Below are 12,837 nucleotides of genomic sequence, written 5' to 3'. Positions count from 1 at the left end.
TGTGTTATACAGGTATATATATAACACAGGGTACTATCAGAGCGTGATAGTGGGAAGAATATTATATTAAATTAATTATTCTTTCTATTTCATTTTTAAGATTTTCTTTTAATTCTTCTTTATTTTTGCAGTTAACGAAACTATCTTTTTTTATTTTGAAATATGCATAGTCATCCCCCATAGGATCTAAGTACCAATCTTCCTTCGTTTCTCCTTTTTTTAATTGAACCGCAATTGAAAAACAATATGATTTATTTTTCAATTGCGGACTTAAACCTATAAAGAAATGTCTTTTTTTATTTTTTGTCTCATCAAAATGATAACCGATTCCCCATTCGTCGTTTTGATAATCACCTAATTTATATTCTTCATTATTCTCAAAAATTGATTCGAAGATATCCTTTAATAAAGAATTTATTAATGCCAAATCATTTATTATTAATTTTACATTTTGCGATTTAGAATCTAATCGTTTTAATTTATCTTCTTGAGAAAAATCTATAATTTTTTTATACCTTTCGGGGAGTTTATCTATATTAAATATTTGTTTTTTATTTAATTTCTTTATTGGAATTAAATACCAGCCTTCCAAAAAATAAAAATCATTTTCTCCTAATTCCGTATTGTTTAAACTTTCTGCAATATCTAAAGAAAGAATATAATTCTTCCCATACATATCGAAATAATTAAAACCTAAAAAATATGTTTTATTGTTCCAATAATAACCAAATTCATATTCAGTTTCAGAAAACTCTTTATCATCGAATTTTTCTAAACATGCATCTAATAAATCTCTACAATTTTGTTTTTCTTTGATGAAATTTTCTATTTCAGCAATCTTTTTAATAACACTACTTTCATCATCAAAATCTGTAGTGTCTTTAGTTAATTCTACGAAATGAGCTATTTGATCTGCAAATCTACTATTTTTACATTTTTCTGCAATCTTGCGAATATCTTCCCATTCAATATTATTTTCATGTATATATTTCTTATCATTTTTATGAGTATAAGCTTTAGGTATAATAAAAAACAAAGGTATTCCAGTTTTTGAAGTATTCCAATATTCGCCACCAATTTTTTGTGAATCTTGTAAATCTTCATTAATACCAGCTTTAACTTCTATCATTAAATAAATTTTATACTTCCCAGGAACACGAGCATAAATATCAACCTCTTTTTCACCCATAGTTTTAATTTTTAGTGGAGAGTGAGTACCATCATAAAACAATATGTTTTCAGGTATATCTGATTTAGATATTTGTCTAAATACTTTAAGCATTTCTTTTCTAAATATTTTATTATTATTTAATTCATAAATTAATATACTTGTAATACTATTTGAATTTGTTTTCGACATTACGAACCTCTTTATATTCATTATAGCACTATTTTTAAGTATTAACTCTTTTTTTCACTATCACAAAATGATAGTAATGCATGCTATAATACAATTATGAAACAAGAACAAAAAACACCAGAACGTACTCTTAATAAAAAAATGCTTGAGCGTCTTATAATTATTCATAATGCCATTAAAGCAGGTATGTATCCTGATGTTCCTAGACTGCAAAAGCTTTATTGTGAGCAAACCGGTTATAGTAAAGTTGGCGAAGCAACAATTTACCGTGATATTGATATGCTCCGTACATATTTCCACGCCCCTTTAGAGTTTGATAGAGACAAAGGCGGCTATTACTACATGGATGATAATTGGGATTTTGCTCTTAATAGTATTTCTACCGAAGATGTTTTTTATCTTTCAGCTGCAAAAACTCTTCTTTCTAGTTTTGAAGGAAGTCCAATATATGATTCTATTTCCGAGGTTATCAATTTTGTAACTGATACACAGGGCATAGGAAAAAGTTCTCTCTTAAAACGAATTGCAGTCCCACCTGTTCCTAAAGTAAATATCGATCATCAAATCTGGAAAAAATTACTTGATGCAATCCGCAATAATCTGATAGTAGAGTTTGATTATAATGGTCGCTGGAATACAGAAACAACTCACAGAAAAGTTTCTCCTTATCAATTCTTATTTGATGATGGTTCTTGTTTCCTTTTTGGTTTTTCATTTGAGCGAAATGCAGAAAGGATTTTTTCATTAAGTCGTATTAAGAATCTTGTTGTTACTTCTGAACATTTTGAATTACCGGAAGATTTCGATTTTTCTTCTCGTTGTGGTGGTGGTAAATTCGGTGCTTTTATGTCTGATAATTCTGTTGATTTTGTAATTGATTGTTATAACGATACACGCGAATTTGTAAAAGAGCGAATGCTGGCTGACAATCAAAAAATCACAGACTTTGACGATGAAGAAAAAACGCGTGTTGAGTTTTCGTCCACACAGACATTAAGAGTAATGGAATGGATTTTGTCACAAGGTTCGCATGCAATTCCTGTTTCGCCAGACTGGTTTGTTGATAACTGGAAGATGACTGTAAAAACAATGATGAAAAGAGTTAAAGGTGATTTCTCGTAGCAAGTAAAAAAAGCTTCCAAACTCTCTCCGATTTGCCAGGGGTACCCCCTTCGCTTCGGGGAGCGATTTATGTATCACCACATTTATTGAAATAGTTTCCTCTTCATTTTAGGTAACAGATCAAAATAACTAATATTCTTAAAATGCGAAAAGAAAGCCCTGTCAGTCAAAGGTTGTTTCAATTCCTTATAAAATTCACGGGCTTCCGCCAGCGTCACATTTTTCCATTTATCATGATAAAGTCTTCTTATTTTTACTTTCATTTTACAATACCTCTTCATTCCACTTTCACAGCAAGCCCAGCCACTTCTGAGACATAACCCGCTCATTATTTTTATTGCACCACTTGATATAAGTCTCATACAAAATCTTAGTATGAAGCCGATAGCTCAAAGAACCGTCAATTTCAAGACAGTCATTTACAAAAGTTCCTACCGCATCCGCATCTCCAAGACCTTCTTTTTTCCACATCGCATAGCCCTGAATAAGCCAGTTCAAAATTCCTGCATTTTCTGCAATCAGCTTTTCAGTACGATTTTTATCCCTCTGTTCCGGAGGAATCGTTACATCAAAAGGAATCATTTTAATACGCCTCCAGATTCCTTTATCCACTCCTCTTTTTCGACTTATGGTTATTTTCAATGGCTGCGTCCCTTGGCTTACGTCCAATTTCCTTCGATTTAGCTGAGGTAAGTTCTTCTTTTCTATATACTTATTTTGTTATCGCAAATAATCAAAAAAAGTGATATATTATTTATATAAATGCTTTTGAAAGGAGGTAAACTATGAGTGATAAACAGATAGAATACTCAGTTTTCTGCATTGAAAATGTTGCAAAAGAACTTGGTAAATCTGGTTCTGAATTATTCCAGATTCTCAATTCTTCAGGTCTCCTTCATTCATATATCATTCCTTCTTATGAAGCACTTCATACTCAGAGTAAACAATACATTGTAAACGAAATCATTTCAGTCCTTAAAGAAAGGAATCTTGTTGCATGAAACTCTACCACGGTTCAACATTTATTGTAGATAAACCGCTTGTTTCTTACGGTCGTGAAAACCTTGATTTTGGCAAAGGCTTTTACACAACAAGTATGCAGAGCCAGGCAGAAAAATGGATACAGCGTTTTATTTCTCTTGGAAAAAAAGGAATCATTAATATCTACAATTTTGATGATACTGACATTCTGAAAAAATACCGCTATAAGAAATTTCCAGAATACAATGAAGAATGGCTTGATTTCGTTCTCGCCTGCCGCAGTGGTTCAAAAGAATATCTGAATTACGACATCATTGAAGGCGGCATCGCAAACGATAAAGTCTTTAACACAGTAGAACTTTTTTTCACAGGTCTCATAGATAAATCAACTGCCTTACAACGTCTTAAATTTGAAAAACCGAATAATCAGATTTGTTTTATTAACCAGGAAGTCATAGATAATATTTTACATTTTGAATCCAGCTATGAAGCAAAGGAAGTATAAGTATGACAGCAGATGCAACCCTTTTACAGATGAAATACGCTCGTATTATTTCTCTACTTGCAAAAAAAGCAAATATAGACGAAGAAAAAGCCATGGAAATGTTTTACAAATCCAATACTTATACGCTTATGAGTAAAGGTATCAGCGATTTTCATTGTTTAAGTGATGCCTATCTTGTAGAAGAAATAATGCTGGAACAAAAACATTGAGAAAATCTAAAAATGAGTTTTTTTTAATATCGATGCGTTAAAAAAAATACCGCCGTTAATAGAAACGGCGGTATTTTTTATCAAATATTATTTAGCAAAGGTTGCGATAAATACACCGGCAGCAATTGCAGTTCCGATAACACCAGAAACATTAGGTCCCATTGCGTTCATCAAAAGGAAGTTTGAAGGATCATATTCAAGACCTACTTTATTAGAAACGCGGGCAGCCATAGGAACGGCACTTACACCTGCACTTCCGATAAGAGGTTTAATCTTCTTATCTTTCGGAAGGAACACATTCATAAGTTTAGCCATAAGAACTCCGGCTGCACTGGCAACACAGAATGCAACAAGGCCAAGAAGAATAATTCCAAGAGACTTACCGTTAATAATCTTTTCCGGAGTCATCTGACTTCCTACACCAAGAGAAAGAAGAATTGATACGATATTCATCAATTCATTTTCCATTGTCTTAGAAAGACGCTCAACAACACCACACTGCTTTACAAAGTTTCCGAATGCAAGCATACCGATAAGAGGAGCTGCTGATGGAAGAAGAAGCATTGTAAGTACAAGAAGCATCATAGGGAAAAGAACCTTTTCTGTCTTGCTTACATAGCGGAGCTGATCCATATGAATCTTGCGTTCCTTTTCTGTAGTAAGAGCCTTCATGATAGGAGGCTGAATCATAGGAACGAGAGCCATATAAGAATATGCAGCTACGGCAATTACAGACATAAGTTCAGGAGCAAGCTTGGCACTTACATAAATTGATGTAGGACCGTCTGCTCCACCGATAATAGCGATTGCACTTGCCTGAAGGATATTATAATCAAATACTCCAGGAATAAGGTTAAGGAGAGAAACTCCAAACAGTGTAAAGAATACACCGAACTGAGCTGCTCCTCCAAGAAGAGCCATCTTAGGATTTGCAATAAGAGGACCGAAGTCTGTCATTGCTCCGATACCCATAAAGATAAGCATAGGGAAGAATTCATTTCCTACTCCGGCATTATAAATAATGCTGAGCATTCCGTCCGGAGCCACTCCCATATTTGCCCCGGGAATGTTTACAAGAACAGTTCCAAATCCGATCGGAATAAGAAGAAGCGGTTCAAAACCACGTCCAGCTCCAAGATATACGATAAGGAAACCGATGGCAATCATTATAAGGTACTGATAGCCGGGAGCTTTCTTTCCTGCAAACGGGTCTACTTTTTCTTCCTCTGCCTCTTCAGCTTCTGTTTCCGAAGCAGTTGAATGAATCATCTGATAGATACCTGTTGTCTGCCAGAGATTCTTCAAGAAAGATACAGGGCGAATATCATGTTTTCCATTCCATTTTTCAGTTCCTGGAATAACACGATCCATACCTGAAGCTTCTTCAGTTGCTGCAGCATCAGTCTTTACGTCATCTGACTGTGCAAGAACCATCTGTTTTTCTGAAATAACTGCATTTTTTGTAAATGCAGTCTTCATAATACCCATAATTCCTGCAACTGCCATTATGGCAATCATTACGAATGCGATTTTTTTATTATTTTCAGTCTTAGAAAAAGGCATTTTAACTTCCTGATAAAGTGTAATCAATCAATTACTGAATTTCAGCAACTGCCTGTCCGTTAGAAATCTGAGTTCCTGCTGTAGCAAGGAAATGTACCTTACCGTCGCAAGGAGCTTTAATTTCAAGTTCCATCTTCATAGATTCGATGATAACGATATTATCACCCTTCTTAACCGAAGCACCTTCGTTAACAGCATTTCTAAGATATACACCAGCAACAGGAGCATTTACCTTTGTTCCCCCTGCAGAAACTGGTGCCGGAGCTGGAGCTGCCTGTACAGGAGCTGCTGCCGGAGCCGGAGCTGCCTGAACGACACCACCGATAGATGCAAGAACCTGACCATTCTGAATCTGACTGCCTGTAGCTACAGAATAAGAAATGGTTCCTGATTCAGTTGCCTTAACTTCAAGTTCCATCTTCATTGATTCAATGATAATTACAGTATCACCCTTATTTACCTTTGAACCGTTTGCAAAGCACTGTTTGAGCAGTGTACCTGCAACAGGAGCCTTAACTTCAACACCACCTGTTACAGCAGGAGCTGCTGCAGCTGGCTGAGCAGGAGCAGCACCGGCAGCACCGAATGCAACTGCATAAGGAGTTCCGTTTACGTTAATATTGCCCTTTCCGTCAGAAGTAACTGCATAAGAAGCACCGTTAACTGTAATTGTATATGAACCGCCGTTTGAAGAAGCAGCCTTTGGAGTTTCCTTAAGACCGAATGTCTTTTCTGCATCAACAGGACCATTCTTGCGTTCTGCAAAGAACTTTGGAGCTACCTTAGGGAACATTGCATAAGTAAGTGCATCTTCATCAGAACCGTCACCACCGTTCTGTTTTGATTCAGCAACCATTTTGTCCCATTCAGGTTCAATAAGATCAGCCGGACGACAGGTAACAACTGCATCCATTTTATTAAGCTCAAGAGCCTTCTTAACAAGGTCAGCATTCGGTTCTGCCGGAAGCTTTCCGTATTTTCCAACCAGAAGATCACGGAATTCACCGGTCATTCTTTCATAGCGGCCGAAAAGAACATTAAATACAGCCTGTGTTCCTACAATCTGGCTTGTCGGAGTTACAAGAGGAACATAACCGATATCCTTATGAACCTTCGGAAGTTCTGCAAGAACATCATCCATCTTGTCGGCAGCGCCCTGCTGCTTAAGCTGGCTTTCAAGGTTAGAAAGCATTCCGCCAGGAACCTGAGAAAGAAGAATACGTGTATCAGCACCAAGGAACTTTGATTCAAGAGAAGCATAATGCTTGCGTACTTCACGGAAATAAGCTGCAATTTCAAGAAGAGCCTTTACATCAAGTTCAGTATCATACTGAGTACCCTTAAGCATTTCTACAACAGTTTCTGTAGGAGAATGTGAAGTACCCATTGACATTGAAGAAATTGCTGTATCAAGGATATCTGCACCTGCTTCAACAGCTTTAAGTTCTGTTGCAACAGAAAGACCTGTTGTTGAGTGTGTGTGAATTTCAACCGGAAGATCGCATGCCTTTTTTACGGCCTTTACGAGTTCATAAGCATCATAAGGCTTAAGAAGACCGGACATGTCTTTAATACAGATAGAATCTGCACCAAAGTCAGCATATGTTTTTGCAAGTTCTGCATATTTTTCGATTGTATGGAAAGGAGTTACGGCATAAGAAATAGCCATCTGTACATGCTTTCCTGTTTTCTTTGCAGCCTTTGTAGCACGCTCAAGATTACGAGGATCATTACATGCATCAAAAATTCTGAATACATCAACACCATTTTTAGCTGCTGTTTCAACGAATTTATCTACAACATCATCTGCATAGTGACGGTAACCGAGAAGGTTCTGTCCGCGCAGAAGCATCATGATTTTATTATTAGGAAGAGCTGCATGAAGTTTGCGGAGGCGTTCCCAAGGATCTTCATTAAGGAAGCGGATACATGAGTCATAAGTAGCTCCACCCCATCCTTCAATGAATTTATAACCGATTTTATCAAGCATAGGACATGCAGGAAGCATATCTGCCGTGGTCATACGAGTTGCATGAAGTGACTGATGAGCGTCACGGATTGCAAGTTCTGAAATTCCAACTTTAGCCATAAAAATAAACCCCTTTTATATGTTTAGATTTTATACAGATTCTTTTTCGTGGACTGCAGCTGCTATTGCTGCAATAACTGCACCATTATCCTGTGTTCCGACGACAGGTGCCGATCCGGATGAAGACGATGTGTCACTCTTCTCAGGTTCCTTATCAAGATGCAGTGCTTTAATGAAAACGCGTAAAATATTCATTGCTGCAATCATAATTACAAGGAAGCTGAATACGACACACATACCAAGCAGAGTAAGGATTCCGCTTTGCTCAAGCATTTGTGCTATTGTCATAATTCCTCCAAAAAAAAAAGCATGTAGCTTGCGGAATTATAATTGAAAGAGGCATTTATTACAATAATACAGGAATGTATAAACAGGAAATTTAACTAAAGAATTCCGGCATAAAGGACTGAAAGTTACTGTAAAAACTGAGAAAACAGGCTTCCCGCATCTATTCCGTTAATATAAGTTCCGGTGCCATAACTGTTTATAAGGTTAGTACGTCCGTCTTCCAGATGCCGGCTTGTAATTCCGTGGTGAATGGAAACATCTGCTTCGATGAGCGCAGAATAATGATCTGCAAGACGCACCAGTTTTCCGTCAACCGGCTCAAATTCATCATAGTTATAATCTGCGTTCAGCTTCTCAAAAGAAACGCTGAAACCTTTTTCATCAAAAATTACCCTGTTGTCAAACTCATTGCTGGTAAAATAAAGAATCTCATTTTTATAAAAATCTTCCATAAGCGGAACAAGCTCTGAAGCAACAATCTGGTCTTCAATCTTCTTGACGATTTCAGGAAGTCCGTCCGTTGCCTGCTTTACAGGAGAAATAATATCCCTGGTAACGCTTTCCGGAAGGTCATGAAACAAAGCACTGAAAAAATTATTATAGATACGTCTGGAACACATTTTAACGGGAGATTCCCTCATTAAAAGAAGGGTAAGAACTGCAACAAAAAAACAGTGTCCTAAAACAGATGTTGCCGGAACACGGGGAGTCTGATTCCATCTGGTCTGAAACCTGAGCTGCTCTATCCGCATCAAAAACTCATAAGGCTTCTGTTTCGTCATCAGCAGTTGCAGCCCCCTGAGATCAAGAAATCCCTGCAGCTGTGCATTAAGTTCTCTGCGGATCTTTTCCATACGGTCAGATTCATTTACGGGACTTATCATTTCAAGTTCGCGGAGGGTAGAATAACGGTGGGCAGCCTTAAAAATATGAAGGGCAGCCTTCTGTTCCTCTGAAAGTACACAGTTTCCGCCGAGACTTTCTATATAGGTAGAAAACTTTGCATAGAGATCATCATCATCAATGTAAGGTCTGTACTGCTCAAGAACCCACCGGTTAAGCTTTACATACTCTTCTGGAAAGTTCTGCTTTATAAGGGTCTGTACCGGTGCCTTTATATCACACAGCTGAATTTTTCTTAAAAGATGAAATAATGAAGCGTAAATCATCCATTCCCAGTCTATTTTTACGCCACGGCTCTCTTCAAATTTGGCTATAATATAGGCAACAACCATCTTTTCGGCTTCTTTATCCATTTCTACAACTTCAAAAGGCCGTACAAGATCTGTCCAGCGTTCAATCGAGAAAGCTTCAAATATTTTTAAGGCAAATTCTTTTTTCATCAGCGGCTTGCACCTGTCTTCTGGTCATTTTCCATTTTTTCTTTCCAGACAACAGCCTTTTTCCTTATTTCTTCAGAATCTTCCTTTTCTCCGAGAATCATTGAAATTCTTCTGAGGGCAATAAGAAAGTTTATGGCCATCCTCATATCATCAATACGCCGGGTAGAAAGTTCATAACGGTCACGGTATTCAGAAGCACTTCTGTCCAGGATTTTCTTTAAAAGCCTTATATAACGGACAGTATCTTCATAGTCTGCACTTCTAGGATCATAATAATCCTTAGAGGCCTTTTTCATGTCAAGAAGGTTTTTTGAAACAACGGCAAAGCGGCCCCTTAACTCAACAAAAGACCACTTCCATTTTGAATTATCACCGAAAGCATCAGCAAGCATCTGTATGACAAGGCCCAGTTTTCTTACAAGATAAAACCTCTTTTCAAGAGGCGTATTCGTTATAGTCTGCAGTTTAGGTTCAATTTCGCTGTAAGGGCAGTCAACCACATTTGAAACAATCTCTTCCAGATAAATAACGGCTTTATAAATCATTTTTCTGGCATCATTCAGGGAATCATTGTTTTTTGTCTCAAGAATGGTAACGGACAGACTGTTTATTGAAATATAAAGGGTTGCCACATAAATCATTTCCTCACATAGAAGGAGTTTTTTATACTCAACACCGCCGGAATCCCGCTTCATGACAGTAAGGATTTCTTTTTCTTTCTTGAGGGATTCTTCAATCTTTTCTTTTACAGGCTTTGCTTTTTCAGCAAAATCTTCCCTGCTTTCCTGAGTGATGTTTGCCATTACATTCCTCCGAATTTCTGCAGCATGGCTCTGGCGTGTCCGAGAGATTCCTCTGAACTTGAATCCCCTGAAAGCATGCGGGCTATTTCACTTACCCGCTCCTCATTTTCTACAGGGAATACAGAAGTCGCAGTTGAATTTCCTTCAACACCCTTCTTTATCTTAATCTGATTATCGGCATAAACAGCTATACTGGCCAAATGAGTTATACATAAAACCTGCAGTCCCTGAGCAAGTTTTTTCATATGTTCACCGACAGCAACGGCAACCTCACCACCGATACCAGTGTCTATTTCATCAAAAATAAGTGTTCCTGCAGTATCAGCCGCAGAGAGAATCGTCTTTAAGGCAAGCATTACACGGCTCAATTCACCGCCGGATGCAATACGGGCAAGAGGCAGAAGCGGACTTCCAGGATTTGCGCTTATAAGGAATTCAATGTTATCAATTCCATAAGGTCCGCATTTCTGTTCCACAAGGGTTCCTTCCTTTTCGACGAGACTTACCCGGAACCTGGTATCCTTCATGCCCAGTTTATACAGAATTTCTTCTACCGCACCGGACATTTTCTGAGCCGCATCTTTCCGCTTTGTACTGATAGCCTTAGCATCAGTATACACCGATTTTTCAAGAAGTGCGATTTCTTTTTCTAAAGAAAACCTGTCATTTCCCTGCCCCGTAAGCCGTTCCAGCTCTGCACGGGATTTTTCTGCATATTCATTTATATCTTCAATAGTAGAATTAATTCCACCTGCATATTTCTTCTTAAGTCTGTTTATAAGTTCAAGCCGATCCTGAACTTCAGTAAGTCTTTCCGGATCAAAGACAAGTTCATTTTTATACCTGCGGAATTCTCTTGCTATGTCCTCAGCTTCATAAAATGAATTTTCAATTCTTCCGTTAAGTTCCGTCAGCTCTGAATCGAGGGACGAGGCATGAGAGGCACTTCCCCTTAATCTCTTGTACATGGCAAGAATTCCGGATCCGTCCTCACCTTCCAGAAGGGAAGTTATTTCTTCTACATCCGAATAAAGTTTTTCATAAGAGGCAAGACGGCTTTCTTCTGCCGCAAGCTGCTCATCCTCACCAGTTTTCAACTTTGCGTCTTCAATTTCTGATATGGCAAAACTGAGCATGTCTATTTTATTTGCACGTTCAGTTTCATTTGTATTAAGAGAATCCAGTAAAGCTCTTTTTTCTACAAGCTGAGTGTAAAGTCTGGTAAATGCCTGTACCTCAGGAACTATATCGGCATAAATATCAAGATAGCGTCTGTGCTCACTAACTTTCATAAGGGACTGCTGTTCGTGCTGCCCGTGAAGATCCACAAGAAATGATGCAAAATCAGCAAGGTCTGCCTTTGTTACAGGAACACCACCTATCCATGCAGAAGTTTTTCCCGTATCACGGACAACTCTTCTTAAAATAACGCGTCCGTCCTCAGCCTCTATTCCATGAGAATCAAGCCAGTCCCTCGCACTTTCAAGACTTCCTTTTTTTTCTTCAAGTAAAAAAGTACCGCATACCTGTGCCTCGTGACAGCCTGTCCGTATCTGCTCAAGTCCGGCCTTTCCGCCAAGAAGAAAAGCAAGGCTTCCGATAAGAATGGATTTTCCGGCACCGGTTTCACCGCTTAAGACTGTAAATCCCTTCTTAAATTCAACATGAGCAGCATCTATAAGTGCAAAATTTTTTATATCAAGTTCTTCAAGCACGGGGTCCTCCTGACCAGTTCAGTTTGCTTTGCAGGGCACTGTAAAATTTTTCCTGAGTAGAACTTATCAGCTGTGCCTTGTATCCGGATATTCCGGCTATTATTACGTCTCCTGTCTCCAGCGAAAAATCCACCTGACCGTCAGCAACAAGTGCCAGTGCAACCCTGGAAGGAAGTACCCTAATAGCTATTTCGCCCTCAGGACCAAAAACCAAAGGTCTGGCAGACAGACTGAATGAGCTGATCGGGGTAAGTACGACTGCATCAAGAGAAGGTTCCACAATTGGTCCCCCTGCAGCGGCAGAATATGCAGTAGAGCCTGTTGCGGAAGATATAATTATTCCGGTAGATTTAAATGAACCCAGCAGAGCCCTGTTATAGGCAACCTCAAGATTAACAAGACCCGAGGAAGTTGTACTTGAAACAACAACGTCATTCATGCTTCGGCTTTTAAAAACCGTATGCCCTTTGCGTAAAACCTCTGCGTCTATAAGGCTTCTGCGGCTTATAACGGCACGCCCTTCCAGAAAATCATCCAGTTCCTTTTTCCAGCAGTCAGGCTGAACTCCCGCAAGAAATCCAAATTCCCCGAGATTAACAGGAAAAACAGGAATGGAATATACGGCACACTCCCGGGCAGCAAATAAAACGGTACCGTCGCCTCCAAGAGTAACTACAAAATCTGCTCCTGAAAAATCAACAGGGACATTTTTTGTATGAGCATCTTTTCCGTCATAGGCAAACAGTTTTGCACTGACACCCTTTGATTCAAGATGTGCCTTGATTTCACCGGCTATGCGGTCAGCGTCTTTTTTAAATGTATTTACCAGAATCAGGCTTTTTTTCATCACTTTTCCGCC

The 12,837-nt window shown here is 38.4% G+C and carries 14 protein-coding genes; 4 read left to right on the top strand and 10 right to left on the bottom strand.

What is annotated here, in order from left to right:
- Nucleotides 1-61 precede the first annotated feature (61 nt).
- Nucleotides 62-1,360 carry a hypothetical protein gene (locus tag HNP77_RS01500; protein WP_184651393.1) on the bottom strand — a complete coding sequence of 433 codons (1,299 nt, stop codon included), beginning with the start codon at nucleotides 1,358-1,360 and terminating at the stop codon, nucleotides 62-64.
- A 96-nt stretch (nucleotides 1,361-1,456) separates the two neighbouring features.
- On the opposite strand from HNP77_RS01500, the gene HNP77_RS01495 reads away from it, so the two are divergent.
- On the top strand, nucleotides 1,457-2,482 hold the full coding sequence (locus HNP77_RS01495; protein WP_184651392.1) for a helix-turn-helix transcriptional regulator: 1,026 nt from the start codon (nucleotides 1,457-1,459) through the stop codon (nucleotides 2,480-2,482).
- Nucleotides 2,483-2,565: 83 nt separating this feature from the next.
- Here the strand turns inward: HNP77_RS01495 and HNP77_RS01490 are convergent, their stop codons facing one another.
- Both HNP77_RS01490 and HNP77_RS01485 read right to left on the bottom strand, forming a co-directional pair.
- Complete coding sequence (locus HNP77_RS01490) at nucleotides 2,566-2,745, bottom strand: hypothetical protein (RefSeq protein ID WP_184651391.1); 180 nt, start codon at nucleotides 2,743-2,745, stop codon at nucleotides 2,566-2,568.
- A 25-nt stretch (nucleotides 2,746-2,770) separates the two neighbouring features.
- Complete coding sequence (locus tag HNP77_RS01485) at nucleotides 2,771-3,064, bottom strand: primase-like DNA-binding domain-containing protein (RefSeq protein ID WP_184651390.1); 294 nt, start codon at nucleotides 3,062-3,064, stop codon at nucleotides 2,771-2,773.
- Nucleotides 3,065-3,267: 203 nt separating this feature from the next.
- Between HNP77_RS01485 and HNP77_RS01480 the strand changes: the two genes are divergently transcribed.
- Genes HNP77_RS01480 through HNP77_RS01470 form a run of 3 tightly spaced genes read left to right on the top strand, consistent with a single transcriptional unit; the run spans nucleotide 3,268 to nucleotide 4,177 of the window.
- The gene (locus tag HNP77_RS01480; RefSeq protein WP_184651389.1) at nucleotides 3,268-3,483 is read left to right on the top strand and encodes a DUF3791 domain-containing protein; all 216 of its coding nucleotides are present in this window, start codon (nucleotides 3,268-3,270) and stop codon (nucleotides 3,481-3,483) included.
- On the top strand, nucleotides 3,480-3,968 hold the full coding sequence (locus HNP77_RS01475) for a DUF3990 domain-containing protein (protein ID WP_184651388.1): 489 nt from the start codon (nucleotides 3,480-3,482) through the stop codon (nucleotides 3,966-3,968). Before HNP77_RS01480 ends, HNP77_RS01475 begins: the two co-directional genes overlap by 4 nt.
- A 2-nt stretch (nucleotides 3,969-3,970) precedes the next feature.
- Nucleotides 3,971-4,177, top strand: a complete 207-nt coding sequence (locus HNP77_RS01470; RefSeq protein WP_184651387.1) for a DUF3791 domain-containing protein — start codon at nucleotides 3,971-3,973, stop codon at nucleotides 4,175-4,177.
- 87 nt (nucleotides 4,178-4,264) lie between these two features.
- Here HNP77_RS01470 and HNP77_RS01465 read toward each other — a convergent pair whose 3' ends face one another.
- From HNP77_RS01465 to HNP77_RS01435, 7 genes are all read right to left on the bottom strand, one after another.
- On the bottom strand, nucleotides 4,265-5,740 hold the full coding sequence (locus tag HNP77_RS01465) for a sodium ion-translocating decarboxylase subunit beta (RefSeq protein ID WP_184651386.1): 1,476 nt from the start codon (nucleotides 5,738-5,740) through the stop codon (nucleotides 4,265-4,267).
- A gap of 31 nt (nucleotides 5,741-5,771) precedes the next feature.
- Nucleotides 5,772-7,829: a sodium-extruding oxaloacetate decarboxylase subunit alpha gene (gene oadA, locus HNP77_RS01460; protein WP_184651385.1), complete on the bottom strand. Its 2,058-nt coding sequence runs from the start codon at nucleotides 7,827-7,829 to the stop codon at nucleotides 5,772-5,774.
- A gap of 30 nt (nucleotides 7,830-7,859) precedes the next feature.
- Entirely contained in the window at nucleotides 7,860-8,117 is a 258-nt protein-coding gene (locus HNP77_RS01455) for an OadG family protein (RefSeq protein ID WP_184651384.1), read from the bottom strand.
- A 125-nt stretch (nucleotides 8,118-8,242) separates the two neighbouring features.
- On the bottom strand, nucleotides 8,243-9,460 hold the full coding sequence (locus tag HNP77_RS01450) for an HD domain-containing protein (RefSeq protein ID WP_184651383.1): 1,218 nt from the start codon (nucleotides 9,458-9,460) through the stop codon (nucleotides 8,243-8,245).
- Complete coding sequence (locus HNP77_RS01445; protein WP_184651382.1) at nucleotides 9,460-10,263, bottom strand: hypothetical protein; 804 nt, start codon at nucleotides 10,261-10,263, stop codon at nucleotides 9,460-9,462. The genes HNP77_RS01450 and HNP77_RS01445 overlap by 1 nt, the downstream gene beginning before the upstream one ends.
- Nucleotides 10,263-11,978: a DNA repair protein RecN gene (recN, locus tag HNP77_RS01440; RefSeq protein ID WP_184651381.1), complete on the bottom strand. Its 1,716-nt coding sequence runs from the start codon at nucleotides 11,976-11,978 to the stop codon at nucleotides 10,263-10,265. Before recN ends, HNP77_RS01445 begins: the two co-directional genes overlap by 1 nt.
- Nucleotides 11,971-12,825 carry an NAD(+)/NADH kinase gene (locus HNP77_RS01435; protein ID WP_184651380.1) on the bottom strand — a complete coding sequence of 285 codons (855 nt, stop codon included), beginning with the start codon at nucleotides 12,823-12,825 and terminating at the stop codon, nucleotides 11,971-11,973. Before HNP77_RS01435 ends, recN begins: the two co-directional genes overlap by 8 nt.
- Nucleotides 12,826-12,837 lie beyond the last annotated feature (12 nt).

This window comes from Treponema rectale (assembly GCF_014202035.1).
GTDB lineage: Bacteria > Spirochaetota > Spirochaetia > Treponematales > Treponemataceae > Treponema_D > Treponema_D rectale.
Note: the sequence above shows the minus strand (reverse complement) of the source record. Positions and strands in the feature narration are given on the sequence as shown.